This window comes from Motilimonas eburnea, from assembly GCF_021295345.1.
Taxonomy (GTDB): Bacteria; Pseudomonadota; Gammaproteobacteria; order Enterobacterales; family CBDFNC01; genus Motilimonas; species Motilimonas eburnea.
In genome coordinates this window covers 40,975-59,171 of the sequence record NZ_JAIMJB010000005.1, presented here as the reverse complement: position 1 = coordinate 59,171, position 18,197 = coordinate 40,975, and the positions used below count along the sequence as shown (strand labels likewise).

The 18,197-nt window shown below is 45.9% G+C and carries 13 protein-coding genes; 8 read left to right on the top strand and 5 right to left on the bottom strand.

What is annotated here, in order from left to right; genetic code table 11:
* Positions 1-130 precede the first annotated feature (130 nt).
* Positions 131-1,411 (bottom strand): ATP-dependent RNA helicase RhlB, encoded by a 1,281-nt coding sequence (gene rhlB, locus K6Y21_RS06225; RefSeq protein ID WP_233070918.1) that lies wholly within the window; start codon positions 1,409-1,411, stop codon positions 131-133.
* 110 nt (positions 1,412-1,521) lie between these two features.
* On the opposite strand from rhlB, the gene trxA reads away from it, so the two are divergent.
* The 8 genes from trxA (at position 1,522) to K6Y21_RS06185 (ending at position 10,532) form a co-directional block, all read left to right on the top strand.
* Positions 1,522-1,848, top strand: a complete 327-nt coding sequence (gene trxA, locus K6Y21_RS06220; protein ID WP_233070917.1) for a thioredoxin TrxA — start codon at positions 1,522-1,524, stop codon at positions 1,846-1,848.
* A 237-nt stretch (positions 1,849-2,085) separates the two neighbouring features.
* Positions 2,086-3,351, top strand: a complete 1,266-nt coding sequence (gene rho / locus K6Y21_RS06215) for a transcription termination factor Rho (RefSeq protein WP_233070916.1) — start codon at positions 2,086-2,088, stop codon at positions 3,349-3,351.
* Positions 3,352-3,476: 125 nt separating this feature from the next.
* Entirely contained in the window at positions 3,477-4,607 is a 1,131-nt protein-coding gene (locus tag K6Y21_RS06210) for a hypothetical protein (protein WP_233070915.1), read from the top strand.
* A 123-nt stretch (positions 4,608-4,730) separates the two neighbouring features.
* Positions 4,731-6,212 (top strand): 4-hydroxy-3-polyprenylbenzoate decarboxylase, encoded by a 1,482-nt coding sequence (gene ubiD, locus K6Y21_RS06205; protein WP_233070914.1) that lies wholly within the window; start codon positions 4,731-4,733, stop codon positions 6,210-6,212.
* Between the two features lie 18 nt (positions 6,213-6,230).
* The gene (locus K6Y21_RS06200; protein ID WP_233070913.1) at positions 6,231-6,494 is read left to right on the top strand and encodes a 2Fe-2S iron-sulfur cluster-binding protein; all 264 of its coding nucleotides are present in this window, start codon (positions 6,231-6,233) and stop codon (positions 6,492-6,494) included.
* A gap of 15 nt (positions 6,495-6,509) precedes the next feature.
* Positions 6,510-7,205 carry an NAD(P)H-flavin reductase gene (gene fre, locus K6Y21_RS06195; RefSeq protein ID WP_233070912.1) on the top strand — a complete coding sequence of 232 codons (696 nt, stop codon included), beginning with the start codon at positions 6,510-6,512 and terminating at the stop codon, positions 7,203-7,205.
* A gap of 310 nt (positions 7,206-7,515) precedes the next feature.
* Entirely contained in the window at positions 7,516-9,309 is a 1,794-nt protein-coding gene (locus tag K6Y21_RS06190; protein ID WP_233070911.1) for a choice-of-anchor I family protein, read from the top strand.
* A gap of 209 nt (positions 9,310-9,518) precedes the next feature.
* Positions 9,519-10,532 carry an FAD-binding oxidoreductase gene (locus K6Y21_RS06185; RefSeq protein WP_233070910.1) on the top strand — a complete coding sequence of 338 codons (1,014 nt, stop codon included), beginning with the start codon at positions 9,519-9,521 and terminating at the stop codon, positions 10,530-10,532.
* Positions 10,533-10,545: 13 nt separating this feature from the next.
* On the opposite strand, the gene K6Y21_RS06180 is transcribed toward K6Y21_RS06185, so the two are convergent.
* The 4 genes from K6Y21_RS06180 to K6Y21_RS06165 all read right to left on the bottom strand — a co-directional run bounded on the left by K6Y21_RS06180 (position 10,546) and on the right by K6Y21_RS06165 (position 18,074).
* Positions 10,546-11,850 (bottom strand): hypothetical protein, encoded by a 1,305-nt coding sequence (locus tag K6Y21_RS06180; RefSeq protein WP_233070909.1) that lies wholly within the window; start codon positions 11,848-11,850, stop codon positions 10,546-10,548.
* A 427-nt stretch (positions 11,851-12,277) separates the two neighbouring features.
* Complete coding sequence (locus tag K6Y21_RS06175) at positions 12,278-13,726, bottom strand: dihydrolipoyl dehydrogenase (RefSeq protein ID WP_233070908.1); 1,449 nt, start codon at positions 13,724-13,726, stop codon at positions 12,278-12,280.
* 252 nt (positions 13,727-13,978) lie between these two features.
* Positions 13,979-14,707 (bottom strand): glutathione peroxidase, encoded by a 729-nt coding sequence (locus K6Y21_RS06170; protein WP_233070907.1) that lies wholly within the window; start codon positions 14,705-14,707, stop codon positions 13,979-13,981.
* Positions 14,708-14,843: 136 nt separating this feature from the next.
* A complete protein-coding gene (locus K6Y21_RS06165) occupies positions 14,844-18,074 on the bottom strand; it encodes a transporter substrate-binding domain-containing protein (protein ID WP_233071095.1) in 3,231 nt (1,076 codons plus the stop codon).
* Positions 18,075-18,197 lie beyond the last annotated feature (123 nt).

Sequence of the window (18,197 nt, the reverse complement as noted above, 5' to 3'; positions counted from 1 at the left end):
TGTTCACCTATCCGTTCACCTATCAGTTCACTATCAGTTTATTTGTTAGAGCAACTGAAGGTTGGCCTACAAAATAGGCTGGCTTAACGATTAAGCCAGCAATGGGTAAACCAAGATCATGAGCCGAGGTTTACCGATGATTTCTGTGCTGATTTTGCTTTCTGCTTTGCGATTTGTCTCTAAATTTTTGCGAATTAGGTGACTTCGCTTTATGCAAACGCAACGGTGGGGGAAGGTCATCCAGTAATGCGTCTTCATCGAACTCACTGACTGGAATTTCATCTTTGATGTAGTCTTCAATGGCGGGAAGATTAAAAATATACTCTTCACAGGCCAAGCTGATCGCAATCCCTTTTTCACCAGCACGCCCGGTGCGTCCGATACGATGTACGTAGTCTTCGGCATCATCCGGTAAATCATAATTAAAGACATGGGTTACCGATGGGATATGTAAACCGCGTGCGGCCACGTCTGTGGCGACTAAAAAGTCCAACTCACCCTTAGTAAACTGGTCAAGAATTTTGAGACGTTTTTTCTGTGGCACATCACCAGTGAGTAATCCGGCACGATGACCGTCGGCCGCCAGTTGACCCCAAACCAGCTCACACTTATGCTTGGTATTCGCAAAAACAATGGCTTTATCTGGCCATTCTTCTTCAACTAACGTCATGAATAAACGCATTTTTTGATCATTTGACGGACGGAATAATTCCTGTTTAATCCGTGTGCCTGTCATCTGCTCGGCTTCCACTTTAACGTGGATAGGGTCGTTCATGTGTTCAAAGGCGAGCTCTTGCACACGAAATGATAGCGTGGCAGAGAACAGCATGTTAAGGCGTGATTTTGCCTCAGGCATGCGCCGGAACAAGTAACGTATGTCTTTGATAAACCCAAGATCAAACATACGGTCGGCTTCATCTAATACCACACATTGAATGGCATTAAGGGAGAAGGTACCTTGTTTGAAATAATCAATGATACGGCCAGTGGTCCCTATGAGGACATCAACGCCATCTTCTAATTGCTGTCGTTGACTCTCATAGCCTTCACCGCCGTATACCAGACCGAGGCTAAGCTGACAGCTTTTCGCCATCGTCACCGCATCGTTATGAATTTGGATGGCCAGTTCACGGGTTGGCGCCATAATAATCGCACGAGGCTGATTTTGTTTACGGCCCTCTGGAGCTGGGTTTTCTAAAAGGTGATGGAAAACGGCCGATAAAAAAGCGATTGTTTTGCCTGTACCGGTTTGCGCTTGGCCAGCAATGTCTTTGCCGTCAAGTACAACAGGAAGGCTAAGCGCCTGAATCGGAGTGCAGTTGTGGAAGCCTTTGGCTTCTAATCCAGAAATAACTTCAGCACGTAGTGGAAAGTCTGAAAACTTCTGTTCTGTTAAGTGTGTTTTGCTCATAGTTAGTTAGCATATCAGGTAAAGCTTGCAATAAGAAACAGGATCTATTCAAATAAGGCAACTCTTTATGGATAAAAATCCATCAGAAGCTAAATTTTTTGGAGTAAAAAATGAGTGACAAGATAGTTCAGCTTACAGATGCAAGCTTTGATGCAGATGTGGTTAATGCCAGCGGACCGGTATTGGTTGATTTTTGGGCAGAGTGGTGTGGCCCTTGTAAAATGATTGCCCCGATCTTAGACGAAGTGGCTGCTGAGTATGAAGGCAGATTGACGGTGGGTAAATTAAACATCGACCAAAACAGCGAAACTCCACCGAAATTTGGTATTCGTGGTATCCCTACATTACTGCTATTTAAAGATGGTGCAGTTGCAGCGACTAAGGTCGGTGCTCTGTCTAAGACTCAATTAAAAGAGTTTCTTGACGACAACATCTAATTACAAAATGACAGCTAACGGTCATGTCTTATCGTTATCACAACGAAGTGCTGGCCGTTTTTTAGCCAAATTTGTGATTAAGTTTTAATTGTTTTTGGTGAATTAGTAGACGCCTTGGCGTTTTAGTGCTAATTTACAACCCGATAATCTATTTCCAAACAGCAATTCCTTTGTAACCTGTTTATTTACTATTATTTAACCCCTTAATTCAAGTTCTCACATTGAAACCCCACAACTATGAATCTTACCGACCTTAAACATACCCCCGTACCTGAGTTAATCAAACTGGGTGAATCAATGGGGCTAGAAAACCTAGCTCGCTTACGTAAACAAGACATTATCTTTTCGATTCTAAAAGCTCATGCTAAAAGCGGTGAAGATATTTTTGGCGATGGTGTGTTAGAAATCCTTCAAGATGGCTTTGGTTTCTTACGTAGCGCAGACAGTTCTTACCTTGCTGGTCCAGATGACATCTATGTCTCGCCAAGCCAAATTCGTCGATTTAACCTGCGTACAGGTGACACGGTCGCTGGCAAAATTAGACCGCCAAAAGAAGGTGAGCGTTATTTTGCCTTGTTGAAAATAAACCAAGTCAACTACGACAAGCCTGAGAATTCACGCAATAAAGTTTTATTTGAAAACTTAACGCCGATCCATCCGAACGAGCGTTTGCGTATGGAGCGCGCCAACGGCAGCACCGAAGACATTACTGCACGTATTCTTGATTTGGCATCACCGATAGGTAAAGGTCAACGTGGTTTGGTGGTGGCACCGCCAAAAGCGGGTAAAACCATGTTGTTACAGAACATTGCTCAGAGCATTGCGTTTAATCATCCCGATGCTGTGCTGATGGTGTTGTTGATTGACGAACGTCCAGAAGAAGTGACCGAAATGCAGCGCCTAGTGCGTGGTGAGGTGGTTGCCTCTACCTTTGATGAGCCAGCTAGCCGTCACGTTCAAGTGGCTGAAATGGTGATTGAAAAAGCGAAACGCTTGGTTGAACATAAGAAAGATGTGATCATCTTACTCGACTCTATCACCCGTCTAGCCCGTGCTTACAACACCGTGATCCCAAGTTCTGGTAAAGTACTGACAGGTGGTGTGGATGCAAACGCGTTGCACCGTCCTAAGCGTTTCTTTGGTGCTGCTCGTAACGTTGAAGAAGGCGGAAGCTTAACCATTATTGCAACCGCGCTAATCGACACTGGCTCGAAGATGGACGAAGTCATCTACGAAGAGTTTAAAGGTACAGGTAACTTAGAGTTACATTTAAACCGTAAGATTGCAGAAAAGCGCGTCTACCCAGCGATCGACATTACGCGCAGTGGTACGCGTCGTGAAGAATTGCTCACCACCTCTGAAGAACTTCAGAAGATGTGGATCCTGCGTAAGATCATCCATCCTATGGGTGAAATCGATGCGATGGAATTCTTGATCGATAAATTGTCGATGACTAAATCGAATGACGAGTTTTTTGAAGCGATGAAGCGCCAAAAATCGTAATTCATTGGTGAGGGAGGTCTTTGTGACCTCCCTTTAAAATTGACCCGCCAAATCTCCCCCTTGTTTGTATTTCTGCTAAATTAAGCGCACACTAGAGTGGTAAATGCCGAATTAGGATGTGTTTAATGGCCTTCACCAAAGCGACTTTCGCCAAATGGATCTGGCTGATTGTTTGGTTGTTTAGCTTGCCGATTGTTGCCCAGTCAAATGTCTCCAGTACTAATCATGATACGACCTTTATCATTGATGGCTCGCGCGTTGCTGCGATTGAACGCAGCTCTCACCTAAAAGACAGATTTAATTCGCTATTACCCTTGCTTGAGCAAGGTGAAATTAATCAGGTAATCAGTAACATGGAAAGCATGCCACGTGAGCAATATGAGTACCTGCTGCTGTTGGTGGGTAAAGAAGCCATGGCAATGGACCATATTAATGACAAGCTCCGCCATTGGTTAGTCGAGTTATCCCAATCACGCCCTCATGTATTGATAGAACAACGAAATGATGATTTTGTGGTAAGTGAGCCTGCGTTTGATTATCCCGCTCTGGCTCGCGCCGCTTTGCGAGGATGGCGGGTGAATAACCAACACTTAACGTTTCATCGTCAGTTAAGCCAAGGGCAATTAGATGTTAAAGCCATCTTTAATAGCAACAATCCTTATATTGAAGATCAGCAAGAGTCTCTGGTTAAGGTTTTACCCATGCAAAACCCGAAACGTTTGCAGTGGTTAGAGCGTGAGTTTGATGATCCGAACATCTTTTTCCCCGACAATTTAGTGATCGCTAACATGGCCATGCTCAATGGCAGTGAGGATCTCTATCGTCGCTTATGGCTGCGGCCGGTTGATCAACACAGTATGAAGGCGGCTTGGTGGGTAAAGCACAATTATCCGGCAGAGCAAGCATTTGATTTACTCTGGATCGCAGCACAAAACCCTGAGTTAACCGAACATGCTTGGCAGTTGATGGCTGAGCTAAAACCTATGCCGAAACAAGCGGAAACCTACTTAGTGGGCGCCCTTGCTAATGAGGAAATGGGTGAAGTGGCCGCGCAGGTGTTAGCCCAGCTAACGGATCATAATATTCTCTCTCGCCTCGTTATCTTGGTGACCGAGGGGGATCCAGCCAACACAGATACCCAAAATGCTTGGCTCAGTTTGTTCTTGAATACTTCACCGGAAGCCAAACGTTTAATTAAGCAATTGTTTGAATTGGATGATATCCGCAAAAACTATGGTCCAGTGCCGCAGCGCTAATCTGTTTTAAGCTAAAATATTTGCTTGGCCGTATTCTCGTCTGACTTTTCATTCCTCACGCAAATTCTGAATTAATTTTTGCTTGAGTATATACTATTGCCTTCGCAACACAGGTTTTCGCACATGAAGTATAAAGATTTACGAGATTTTATTGCGCTGCTTGAGCAACGTGGTTTACTAAAACGGATCAGTCAGCCGATTGATCCCAATCTTGAAATGACCGAAATCGCAGACCGCACCTTGAAGGGCGGGGGGCCAGCATTATTATTTGAAAACCCAGTGGGCTATGACATGCCCGTACTGGCTAATTTATTTGGTACCCCAGAGCGCGTTGCTTTGGGTATGGGTCAACAAGAAGTATCTGCTTTGCGTGATGTGGGCACTTGGTTATCTTACTTAAAAGAGCCTGAGCCGCCGAAGGGATTAAAAGAGTTGTGGGAAAAAATCCCCATCTTTAAACAAGTACTGAATATGCCGGTTAAGAAATTATCCAAAGCCCCATGTCAGCAAATTGTGCTGGCGGGTGACGAGGTCGATTTAACCAAGATACCTGTGATGCGCTGTTGGCCGGGCGATGTGGCTCCGTTGGTGACTTGGGGATTAACCATTACCCGAGGTCCCAATAAAAAGCGTCAGAATTTAGGTATTTATCGCCAGCAGGTGCTAGGTAAGAACAAACTGATTATGCGTTGGTTATCCCATCGTGGTGGCGCGCTCGACTTTCGTGAATTTCAGCAGCAAAACCCTGGCCAACCCTATCCGGTTTCGGTGGCGTTAGGTGCCGATCCTGCCACCATCTTAGGTGCCGTGACTCCAGTGCCCGATACCTTAAGTGAATACGCCTTTGCGGGCTTGTTACGGAGTGGGCGCACCGAAGTGGTGAAAAGTATCTCAAACGATTTAGAAGTGCCTGCCAGTGCTGAAATTGTGTTAGAAGGCTACTTGTATCCAGATGAAATGGCGCCTGAGGGGCCTTATGGCGACCACACTGGTTACTACAATGAGGTGGATGAGTTCCCTGTGTTTACCGTCACCCATGTCACCATGCGGGAAAACCCGATCTATCACAGTACTTATACCGGCCGTCCACCCGATGAGCCCGCGATTTTAGGGGTGGCGCTAAATGAAGTGTTTGTGCCGATAATCCAAAAGCAATTTCCTGAAATTGTAGACTTTTACCTGCCTCCTGAAGGGTGTTCATACCGCATGGCGGTGGTCACTATCAAGAAGCAATACCCAGGTCATGCCAAGCGTGTGATGCTGGGGGTGTGGTCATTCTTGCGCCAATTTATGTACACCAAGTTTGTGATTGTTTGTGATGATGACGTTAATGCGCGAGATTGGAATGATGTGATTTGGGCGATCACAACTCGGATGGACCCAACCCGTGACACCACTCTGATTGACCATACGCCGATTGATTACCTTGACTTTGCTTCGCCGGTTTCTGGCTTGGGCTCCAAAATGGGCCTAGACGCGACCAATAAATGGCCGGGGGAAACCAATCGAGAGTGGGGCGAGCCCATTGTGATGGATGCCGAAGTGACCCAGCGTATCGATGCGATTTGGGATGATTTAGGCATAGAAACGCCATTAAAGCGATAAAAATGAACAAAATGTTAAATGTTTAAAGCCAGATTGCTACCAGATGGGGTAGAATTCGACATTTTTGAAAACGAAACCATTTTGGCTGCGGCGATCCGACAGGATGTGGCTTTTCCCTATCGTTGCCGCACAGGCGGTTGTCAAAGTTGCATTTGTCAACGAGTTAAGGGCGAGGTGATATACGGCGCCATGGAGCCTTGGTTAACTGAGCAAGAGCAGGCGCAAGGTTGGACTTATGCTTGCCTAGCCAAGCCATTATCAGATTTGGAAATTAAGCTTTAGGCGTTAGGAAGGGTTATGAAATCATATAGTTGTAAATTAGTTGAACTCTCTCAATTCACCGATTTTGTGTATAAGTTGGTGCTTAAACCGGATCAAGACGCCCCGTTTATTGCAGGCCAGTACTTAACTGTCGTGATGGGAGAAAAAGACAAACGACCTTTTTCTATTGCCAATAGCCCAACTTCGGACGTGATTGAGCTACATATTGGCGCCTCTGAGCATAATCCGTATGCGATGGAAGTGATCGACAAAGTCAAAGCAACGGGTGAACTCACTGTTGAAATTGCCTCGGGTAAGGCTTTTTACCGTGAAGAATCAAAACGCCCTGTTATCTTAATTGCCGGCGGTACGGGTTTTTCTTACGTTAAATCGATCCTCGATTACAGCCTAACCACGGCCAACAAACAGCCAATATTTGTTTATTGGGGTGTTAAACAGCCTGAGCACCTCTATGCTCACCAAACGCTTGTTCAGCTTGCTGAGCAACATTCACATATCACGTATATCCCTGTGGTTGAAGAGGGTGAGGTCGCCGGTGGTCGCACGGGTCTGGTACATAAGGCCGTACTCGCCGATTTTGTTAGCCTTGAAGGCTATGACGTTTACATCGCGGGCCGCTTTGAGATGTCAGGCGCGGCACGTGAAGATTTTCGCGCTCAGGGCATCGAAGAAGCTCATCTATACGGTGATGCTTTTGAATTTATTAAGTAGTCACTGATAGCGAAGTTAAATTGATCTTGGTGGGAGTGGAACCGATTCCACTGCCACCTAACGGGTGAATCCTAGCCCCGTAAAAGGGCGGTTTCTATTCATGCTTTTGGCTGGTATTGAGCTTTTAATTGATCATGCTTGAGACTTAGCTTGTCTTATTTTTCTTACCAAAAACCAACTCTTTTCTTATAACTATTTAATTATTAGCGGCTTTTTGTTGTCATTTGGGTGAAACAAAAAGTAAACTTAATTGTAATAAATAATCATTAGCATTAGCTGAATTTGATAACCATAACAATTAGGGAAAATAATGAAATTTAAGGGCATTAATACACTTTTAATCAGCAGTCTGGCGTTAGCTTATCAAGGTCTGGCTGTCGCTGGCGCTGAAACGGCGGCGACGAAAGCACCTGTTCCGACATTAATTGCACGTCATGCAACGGGTGTTTTTGATGAAAGTGCGGCAGAAATTGTTAGCTTTAATAAACGCACCAAACAAATTTTTGTGGTGAATGCTAACAGTGGTGCTATCGACGTGCTTGATGGCCGTAAACTTAAGGCTAAGGCCAAGGTGAATAACCCTTTAACACTGAATAATCTACCTAAGTTAACAACCTTAGACGTTAGAAAAGATGTGGCAGATCCACTGGTAGGGGCGGCCAACAGCGTCTCGGTATCGGGTGATTTATTAGCGGTGGCTATTGAAGCGGGTGATGGTAATGGCAATAAACGACAAGGTCGTGGCTATGCTGCTTTTTATAAGGTGGCTAAGAATGGCAAGATCACCTTTATCAAGGCCGTAAAAGTAGGCTACTTACCTGACATGATCACATTTGCTCCTGACGGTAAAACGGTCTTAGTCGCGAACGAAGGTGAGCCGTCGGGTGACTACAATGTGGATCCTGAAGGCTCTATCAGCCTGATTAAAATCAACCAAGGCCAGCCAAGCGAAGCCATTGAACTGAGCTTTGCTGAGTTTAACCAAGGTGGCAAGCGCGCGGGTGAAGTGCCGGCTGACCTACGTGTGTATGGTAAGAGCATGCAAGGCGTTGCATCCACCTTGGCACAAGATTTAGAGCCCGAGTACATCAGTGTAACGGCTGATAGCAGCACGGCTTTTGTGTCACTGCAAGAAAACAACGGCGTTGCCGTCGTGGATGTTAAAAACGGTGAGATCAAGCAACTGATTGCCTTAGGTTACAAAGATTACAGCCAAGTTAATAATGCCCTTGATCTTAATGATCGTGACAATATCGATAGCATTGATGGCGTGGTGTTAGCGAACGGTAAGGCTAAGATCAACATCCGCCCATGGAACAATGTGGTGGGCATGTATCAACCGGATTCCATTGCCAGCTACAGCGTGAATGGCCAACACTACTTTGTGACGGCGAATGAAGGTGATGCTCGTGAATATTTCTTCGATGCCAGTGAGGCCGAATGTACTAAACAGGGCGGTCTAGCTTGGGACGAAGATGATGGCTGCCTAGCCTTCAATGAAGAATACCGCGTTGAAGACTTAGTCGATAGCGAGAAGTTCAGCGCCGCTCTGAAGGATAAAACCGATGAAACTCAATTGGGTCGACTGAAAATTACCAATACCTTAGGTAAGAACGCCAACGGTGAATATGAAACTCTCTATTCTTATGGTGCGCGCTCTTTCTCAATTTGGTCTGAGTCGGGTGAGCTGGTTTTTGATTCGGGCAGCGATTTTGAACGTATCACCGCGCAGCGTGTTAAAGAGAACTTTAACGCCAGCAATGATCGTGCACAAACCCACAAGAAAAACGACCGCTCAAGTGCCAAAGGCCCTGAGCCAGAAGCGCTCACTATTGGTGAAATCGATGGTCGTACTTATGCCTTTATCGGCTTAGAGCGTGTCGGTGGTTTTATGATGTACGATGTGACCGTGCCTGCCGAAGCGAAATTTGTCAGCTACACTATCAATCGCGACTTCAGTAAAGACCCATCCAAAGAAGCGGCCGGTGATGTGGGGCCTGAAGGCATGTTGTTTGTTAGCCAAAAAGACAGCCCAACGGGTTACCCGCTACTGATTATTGGTAATGAAGTGAGTGGCTCTACTTCGGTTTACCAGCTGAAATAAGCCTAAGAAAACAAACAGCCTTTTTGGTGCTGATTTGAAGCCACCCGAACGGGTGGCTTTTTTGTGGTGTTTTTTTGACCATTAAACGTTCGCTCAAGTCTTCATTTTCTTCTATACCTAAAAAACAAGTACAAATGGACGTGCGTTACTTTTCTCTGTTTACGCTCTCGGGCGAGTTCAGATGAGTAAGCGATAGCTAAAGGTTTTTTATGGCAACCCTAACATTCAACGGCCAGACTTTCCCGCTCGATACCAGTAAATCACTTCTTGATAACCTATTGGCAGCAGGGGTTAGTATCCCCTATTCGTGCAAAACGGGGGTTTGCCAAAGCTGCATCCTTCAAAAAGTCAGCGGCGAGATAGATGAAGAAGCGCAGCAAGGCTTACGCGAGACTCTTGCGCTACAAGATTATTACAAAACGTGCAGTGCTTTTTGCGACTCGGATGTGGTGTTAACCACAGGCAAGCGCGCCGATTATCTTGGGCGGGGCGTGATCACGGCTAAACGCATGATCAATAATAAGGTCTGTGTGTTGGAGTTAGAGCCTGCTAATCCCATTTATTACCATGCTGGGCAATTTCTTAATTTTCGCCGTGACGATGGTGAAACGCGTAGCTACTCGATTGCCAGCTTGCCCGCGCGCGGTGGGGCTTTAGAGTTTCATATTGAGCGAATGAAAAATGGCGTGCTCAGTAACTGGTTAATTGACGAAGCTAAGGTGGGAGATTGTATCGACATTCAAGGGCCGTATGGACGTGCGTTTTATTATGATACGCCTAGTCATATGAACTTGTTATTAATTGCCAATGACTGCGCGCTCGCTCCCGCATTGGGGGTTATTCGTGATGCCTTGGATTCGGGGTTTGCCGGCCAAATTTATCTTTATCATGGCAGTAAAACCTTAGCGGGTTTGTACTTTCACCAGCAGCTGTTGAGCATGGATGAGGCCTTTGACAACTTTCATTATCGGCCTTGTTTAGATGACCAGCACCAAGTGAGGGAAGACTTACCTGCACAGTATTTTCAGGGCAATATGGCAGAGTTGGCCCTAGCAAGGTTTAGTTCATTGGCGGCGTTTAAGGTTTATTTATTTGGCGATCCAGCCATGGTAAGAACAACCAAAGAAAAAGCGATCGCGCAAGGCGCTAAGGTTAATAATGTACTGATAGATCCATTTGACTATCGGGACTTAAGAAGAGTTAAGCGTTCATCTGCCGCTTAACTCTTCGATACAATTAGTAGCGAATGCTGTCTAAGCGTGGGTCAAATTGACTGTCACTTAAGCTGCGACTATTTGGATTAATTGAAGAACAGTAGCCGATTAGAGGTAGACTTGTGGGTGAGCCTAGGCGACTGAAGAATGCATCAATTTCTAACAATTCATTACCACTGATATTGGCTAATGCTTTTCTTGCCACCATTTGGGCGCGAGGGCGAACTTCACTGGCGGCAATGCGATTACGTTGACCCCAACCCACCACATAATCGTCACATTTAGTCAACTCATCAGGCACTTCAAGATAAACAACATCACGGTCGATGTTGTAGTGATATTTCATCATGGTTTCTTCAAACAACATGGCGAAATCTTCATAGCCTGTGTAATAAGCGTATTGATCGTTGGCCCCTTCTCCCTCAAGCATCGCGCCCACCTCGGCTGCGGTGTAAGCCTTTTGCTCTGCCGTTGGTGTTTGGCCCCCGTAGAGTGCCTGAGATAATGACTTCATATTTTTGTCGGTTAAGGCAAATGTGTCGACAAATAGCTGCTGGTTCATCACCTTAATCGTGCGGTTTTGAAAGATGTCCGATAAGCGCGTATCGGAAGGGGTTAGGGTATCGAGAAAGGTACTGTGGTATGCATCACGGGCATGAGCTAATTCATGAAATAGCAGGCTTGCCAATAAGGGAACTGTTGCCGCTAAACTGCGTTCGGTTCGATCACTGAGAGTGCCTGCTGGAAACGCACGGGCATTATTTTTGACAAAGCGCTGGGTAGCTAAAAAGTCAAATTGGCGAGCAAATTCGGCGCGCGCATCTTCATCTTTGTTAATGGTGGCTTTTTCCGCGTTGGTTAGCCAAATAAAGTCTGGGTCTAAATAGATGGCCCCTGAGTAAAGGCTAAAAAAGGCAGGGCGAATGTCTTTACTGATCACCACGGCGCGCACACTCTGGAACAAGGGCAACATGGTATTAGGCATGTTAGGGTGCTTGAGCATCTCTTCAAAGCGCCGTGCCATCCATATATCTGACACCACTACCCGGTTCATGATGTCTTCAACAGTAGGATTAGGGGTCGCTTGGTAGATAAAGTTCAGTTCATTTAAGGAACAAGCGTTATTGGCCTGTAAGCCAAGAACACAGGGGATAAGCTTGTCGGCATAGGGGCTATCGCTTCGCGCTAAAATTAAGCTATCGCTTGGCACTTCAGGCGTCGAGCCTCCGCCGCCGTCACTGGGCTTACCCGATAAATCAAGGGAGCCACCGCCACAGCCACTAACAAGTAAAATGGTGGCTAGTAGCCCGCATCGTAACACCATCATTGCCCAACATCCTTTGAAAATGAGATAGAGGTTTACATTTTCAGGATATTTATTTTCCTGTCAACTAAAGGTCATTGTAAGCGAGGGTTAGCGCAGACTGAAAGGCAAAATAGTGAGCCGCTCAACAAGCCGTTTTGGATCTATACCCAATCTACTTGAAGATGCATGTTTCAGAGCGCCACCGTGCTTTCAATACTAGGCACGCTAATGCAGGAATGTAGGCACCTTCTACATTAGCGTAACAACGTAGTGGAAGTACGGTGGCGCTTCCAAAGGGCAAGTTTTACAGGCGTTTATGCCGCGTTATTGATTTTGATAAGGGAACAACCATTACCTGCAATCAATGCCTTGCCTAAACGCCTGTAAACTCTTGCTGAAATCAAGCATCTCCAGGTTGATTGGGTATAGAGCAGCTCGAGTGCAAGGGTTAGCAGCCTGGGCCACATTCCATACACATTTGGGTCATTTCTGGCCCAAGGTGTAGCTTGGCATTCAAATCCCGCAGTGCGGTACGCACACCTTCTTCAATCACCGGATGGTAAAAAGGCATATCCAGCATTTGTGCCACGGTCATTTTGTTTTGGTGAGCCCATGCTAACAAGTGGGCCAAGTGTTCGGCATTGGGGCCTGTCATCTCGGCTCCCAAGAAGCGACCGGTGCCGTTTTCACCATAGACTTTAAGTAGCCCTTTATTGACTAACATAACCCGGCTGCGGCCTTGATTTTCAAAACTCACCTCACCGCTAGCAAAACAGCCACAACTGCCTAAGCGACGTTCTATTTCACGATAGCTTTCCCCTACCATGGCAATTTGTGGGTCGCTAAACACCGCAGCAATCGGCGTACGGCGCAGGCCTGCACGTATGTCGGGGTAAATGCCTGCGTTGTGGCCTGCAATTTTCCCTTGATCTGCCGCTTCATGGAGCAAGGGGATTTGGTTACTCGAATCCCCAGCAATAAAAATATTGGGGATAGACGTTTGCATGGTGAACTTATCTGTAACTGGCACCCCCTTATCATCTAGTTGGATGTCGAGTTGCTCAAGGCCAATTTTATCCACATTAGGGCGTCGGCCAGTGGCTGCTACCAAGTAATCCACTGAGGCTTGTTGTTCATTACCTTGCTTATCTGTGTATTGGAGCAATACCTTGTCACCGTGGCGCTCAATCTTGCTGACCCTAGCGTCGGCATCCAAGTAGAACTCATTGGCAAAGGTTTGGTAGGCGTAAGCCATGACATCTGGGTCGGTTAGTGGGCCGACTTGGCCACCGACACCAAACATGAGTACTTTTACGCCAAGACGATGTAGGGCTTGGCCTAACTCAAGGCCAATCACACCTGGGCCAAACACGGCGACCGATTCGGGCAAGTCATCCCAGTCAAAAATGTCATCGTTAATGACAAGTCGATCCCCTAACACATTCCAAGGCGCAGGCCAGCTAGGACGAGAGCCTGTGGCGATCACAATGCGCTTGGCTTGAATTTGCAGATCTTCCCCGATTTGCAAGGTGTTGGCATCAACAAATTTAGCGTAACCTGCAATCTTATCTTGCGCTGGAATGCCATCAACGGATTCCAACACAAAGCCAACAAAGCGGTCGCGCTCGGCTTTGACGCGGGACATGACTTGCTGACCATTAATTTGCGGTTGGCCAAGGTGGACGCCAAAAGCGGCAGATTTTTCGTATTGATGGGCGTTTTCTGCAGCTGCAATCAATAGTTTACTTGGCATACAACCCACTCGGGCACAAGTGGTGCCAAATGGGCCACCCTCAATGATGGCAACCGAATCTGTGGTTTCTTTTGCTGCACGGTAAGCAGCTAAGCCTGCGGTGCCACCACCAATAACCGCTACGTCTAATTGTTTTACTTTCATAACAACCTCATTAAGGGGGTAATTTACTTACCTGAAATTACTGAGCAATAACATCAGGTAAGTGAACTGGTTTAATTAACAAGGGCAAGAGACTTGCCCTTGTTTGGCAATGCTTAAGCAGAGTAAGCCGCTAAATCATCGCTGCCGCTGTCGGTATTAGGCGAAGTAAGCCGCTAAATCATCGCTGCCGCCGATCTGTTTAGTGCTTACCGCCGATAAACACTTGAAGAACAGGGGCGGCGGCTGTCGGTATTAGGCGAAGTAAGCCGCTAAATCATCGCTGCCACCAATATGCTTACCGCCAATAAACACTTGAGGTACAGTAGTGCGGCCGCTCAGTGCTTTTAAGCTTACGCTGGTGGCGTCTTTACCCAATAGGATTTCCTCAAAAGCAAGGCCTTTATCTTTTAGTAGTTCCTTGGCTTTGATACAGAAAGGACAGCCTGGTTTAGTGATAATGCTGATCGCTTCTGGTGCTTTGGCATTCGGGTTGATGTAATTCAGCATGGTGTCTGCGTCCGATACTTTGAACGGGTCGCCAGGCTCGTTTGGCTCAATGAACATTTTGTCGATAATGCCATCTTTAACTAACATAGAGTAACGCCAGCTACGCTTACCAAAACCTAAGTCATCTTTATCAACAAGCATGCCCATACCTGCGCTGAATTCACCGTTACCATCAGGAATAACACGAATATTTTCGGCTTCTTGGTCGGCCAACCATGCATTCATAACAAAGGTATCGTTGACACTGATACAGACGATTTCATCAACGCCATTTTCTTTTAGCACGCCAGCGAGTTCGTTATAGCGTGGTAGGTGTGTTGATGAACAAGTCGGGGTAAACGCGCCAGGCAGTGCGAATACGGCGACGGTTTTGCCTTTAAAGATTTCATCTGTCGTTACGTCTACCCAAGCATCATTAGCGCGAGTGTGGAATGTAACTTGAGGTACTGATTGGCCTTCTTTATTTTCTAACATTTTATGTTCCTTGTATTTTGCAAAAGGTTTGTCGTTTTGATGTAGCCATTATGGAAGAAAATAACGCGGCGTTGAAATGGTTTAGATCAATAGCCTTGATAGATAAAAGCTATCGTGATTATGATTTTGATAGCTTTTACTTGTTAGCTAGGAGTACACAGTTTCGATTGTGCCCTTTGGCTTGATAAAGCGCGTCATCGGCCTGTTGATAAATCGCCTCTTGATTTGTCTCTTGGTCTGCTGAGACGATATTGACACCAATAGAAATGGTGATGATGTTGTAAGGTTGGTTACGAATATGGGTAATATTGAGTGCTTCCACTGCTTCTTTTAATCGATAGGCAATATCTAACACATCGTTGTCGATCGCAGCGCCAGAGACTATCACACCAAACTCTTCACCGCCCAGTCTGAACACATAGTCACAAGCGCGGTGTAATTTACTTTGTAGTGCCTTAGCAATATCGATTAATACTTGATCGCCTTTGGGGTGGCCGTAGGTATCATTAAAGGCCTTAAAGTGATCGACATCGATGATCATAAAACCAAATAACTTACCATCGCGTTTTGCCCGGGTAAGCTCTTTGGGGAAAATTTCATTGAAATGGCGGCGGTTGAACAAACCCGTTAACTCATCGATACGGGTAATGTTTTCAATCCGTTTTTTGTCTGTGATGTCCTGTTGGATCACACTAAAGCCAACCACCCTTTGACCACGCTTTATCGGAGAGAGGTAGGTTTCTGTGTTGAGCAGTTTGCCATTTTTCTTCACATAGCTAAATTCGCCCTGCCAGTTTGCATGTTGATTAATCGCCTCATGAAAGGCGGTGTCAACGTCATCGCTATTGGCATTGCTGTAGAGCAAACGAAAGTCACTATTAACGAGTTTGTATTTGGCGATGCCAATGGCTTGGCAAAAGGCATCACTGACATCTATGATGGTTTGGTCGCGATCAATTTTCAGGTTGAGTACATGATTGTCAATGATATCTAGGTAGCCGTTAATTTTCCGATTCAAGCGGCTGAGTTTACGATTCCAATAGACAAATAAGCTGAGTAGCACCAACAAGGATAATGCCATGGGCCAGAGCTTACGGTAATCCCCTTCATATAAGTATTTAATATTTATCCAACGGTTAAATATCTCATCGTGCTCTGTGGGTTTGATTTCTCGAGTCGCAATATCAAATACTTGCCTAAGGAGCGGTTCATCATTGCGGGTTGCCACGCCTACCGACCACTCCAATCCGGTTGCACCATTGATTTTAACATTGGTGATTTTACCTTTTTGGATTACGTGACTAGTGGATGCCACTGTGCCTAAAAAGGCAAACAGTTCGCCGGTGGAGACTTTCTCTATGCCCTTTTCAACATTACTGACCTCAATAATATTGGCATTGGGATACTGTTGTTTGACCATCTCCACTAGGGAGTAGCCTGCGACAATCCCGATTGGTTTACCTTCGATTTGGCCTAGGTTACCGATGAAATAGGGCAGCTCTCGGGTGATCACCACAACGGGTAACTTCATAAAAGGCTCACCGAAATCCAGGTATTCCTCTCGACTTGGGGTGATGGCAGCCGCAGAAATAATATCGCATTCGCGCTGCTTGGCCTTAGATAAGGTTTGGGTCCAACTTCGGGTTGGGATCAGCTTGAATTCTTTACCCAGCTTTTGTTGGTAAAGTTTCATGGTGTCGGCAACAATCCCCAGGTGCTGCTGGTTATCATCTATCCACTCAAATGGGGCCCAATCAGGGTCAACACACATGGTGATCCAGGGTTTATGGCTCAGATAAGCTTGTTGCTCTAAATTAAAGATGGCGTTGTCATTGTCAATATCAAGGCCCTCTTTGAGACTGCTTTCAACCAGCTGTTCGTTGTGTTGCTGTGGATCTAGGCTCAACCATTGCTTACGTAGGGCGATGTGCTCTTCGGGCGCGATACTGGCGAGGGCTTTATTTACTATGCTGGTGAGCAGCGGATCCTTATGACCAATACCGATGCTGAAGTGGTTTTTAAATGGGGTAAAGCCATGCATTTTCAGGTTGGCCAAGCCTTGTTCTTGAATGTGGTACAAGCTGACAAATAAGGTTCCCAGTGTTGCATCAACCTCGCCTTTAGCAGCGGCGTCCAGTGCGCTGGTGACATCATTAAACAGTTTGATATTGATCTCGGGGTAGTTTGTTCTTATTTCAACTTCATCATTGTAGCCAGCCACCAAGGCTAAGGTTTTTCCTGATAGTTGCTCTAGGGTGTAATAAGGCGTTTGTTGTTGGCTAATAATGGCAACGGGTGAGCTTAAAAAGGGTTGGCTGAAATTCAAATAGTGTTGGCGCTCGGGGGTGTTAATGATGCCGGAAATGAGGTCACATTCACCCTGTTGCGCCTTGGTCAGGGTTTCTTGCCAGCTTGACGTTGGGTTGAGAAAGAGGGATAGCTGCAATCGCTTGGTCATCACGGTGAGGTAATCGGCAAATAACCCTTGGTGCTGACCGTGTTGATCGATTTGATCATAAGGCATCCAGTCGGGATCGACACACAAGCTTAAGCTATCCAGTTGATTGAGGTAATCTTGTTCAACTTGAGTTAAATTTAAGCTGCTGGCTCGGTTAATCCGGTTAAACTCCCCCAGCCATTTTTGTCGCAGCGGAATTAAATCACTTTCCTTAATTTGCGCGATGGCCTTATTAATGATGCTTTGCATGATGGGCCAGTCATTACGCACCGCGACATGCAAATACCCGGATTGCATATCGTCTAACTCAACACTGCCTGACACAAATAAGTTGCCCATCAGGTGTTTTTCGATGAGAAAATTGACGGTGGCTAAGTTATCGACGTAAGCATCGGCTTGCCCTGTCGCCACCGCGCGCAGCGCCGCTAAGGGGGAGGCGACATTAAGTTGCTTGATATTGGGGTAGTGCTGAGTCAAAAATTTTGTGAAGTGATACCCGGCAATCACGGCCACGGTTTTGTCTTGCAATGCCGCCAAATGGGATAAATGCTTGTTTTTCTGGGTGCTAACGATAACTTGATGCATCTCAAAGTAGGGGGTTGAAAACAGCAAATAATCTTCACGTTCTGGGGTCTTGACAATGGAGTGCATTAAATCGAGTTTTTTTGCTTTGGCTTGTTCGAGTAACTGAAACCAACTGTAACCATTGACGTAACTAAACTTGACGCCCATTTTGTCAGCGAGCAAATTCAGGTAGTCAATGGAATAACCAGCCGGCACTCCCTTATCGACAAAGTCTAATGGCGGCCAATCGGTTTCATTGGATACGCGAAAAACAGGGTGCTCGGTTAAAAACGCTTCTTCGGCTTCGGTGAGCGCAAGATCGTTGGCCACACTCGGTGGGTTCACTAACAAAAAGCAAACGAGCCAAGCGAGAAACAAACAAATGCGCGAGCCAATCAAAAAACTAATGCCTTAGATGTAAAGTAAATGTAAATTAGCTTAAATTATTAAATATAGTAGTTAGAAATG

What these genes read in the sequence shown, in the direction of transcription:
- K6Y21_RS06210 (WP_233070915.1), top strand. Translation starts at nt 3,477, where the DNA reads ATGGCCTTCACCAAAGCGACTTTCGCCAAATGGATCTGGCTGATTGTT.
- K6Y21_RS06185 (WP_233070910.1), top strand. Translation starts at nt 9,519, where the DNA reads ATGGCAACCCTAACATTCAACGGCCAGACTTTCCCGCTCGATACCAGT.
- K6Y21_RS06200 (WP_233070913.1), top strand. Translation starts at nt 6,231, where the DNA reads ATGTTTAAAGCCAGATTGCTACCAGATGGGGTAGAATTCGACATTTTT.
- trxA (WP_233070917.1), top strand. Translation starts at nt 1,522, where the DNA reads ATGAGTGACAAGATAGTTCAGCTTACAGATGCAAGCTTTGATGCAGAT.
- ubiD (WP_233070914.1), top strand. Translation starts at nt 4,731, where the DNA reads ATGAAGTATAAAGATTTACGAGATTTTATTGCGCTGCTTGAGCAACGT.
- fre (WP_233070912.1), top strand. Translation starts at nt 6,510, where the DNA reads ATGAAATCATATAGTTGTAAATTAGTTGAACTCTCTCAATTCACCGAT.
- K6Y21_RS06175 (WP_233070908.1), bottom strand. Translation starts at nt 13,726, where the DNA reads ATGAAAGTAAAACAATTAGACGTAGCGGTTATTGGTGGTGGCACCGCA.
- K6Y21_RS06180 (WP_233070909.1), bottom strand. Translation starts at nt 11,850, where the DNA reads ATGATGGTGTTACGATGCGGGCTACTAGCCACCATTTTACTTGTTAGT.
- K6Y21_RS06170 (WP_233070907.1), bottom strand. Translation starts at nt 14,707, where the DNA reads ATGTTAGAAAATAAAGAAGGCCAATCAGTACCTCAAGTTACATTCCAC.
- rho (WP_233070916.1), top strand. Translation starts at nt 2,086, where the DNA reads ATGAATCTTACCGACCTTAAACATACCCCCGTACCTGAGTTAATCAAA.
- K6Y21_RS06190 (WP_233070911.1), top strand. Translation starts at nt 7,516, where the DNA reads ATGAAATTTAAGGGCATTAATACACTTTTAATCAGCAGTCTGGCGTTA.
- rhlB (WP_233070918.1), bottom strand. Translation starts at nt 1,411, where the DNA reads ATGAGCAAAACACACTTAACAGAACAGAAGTTTTCAGACTTTCCACTA.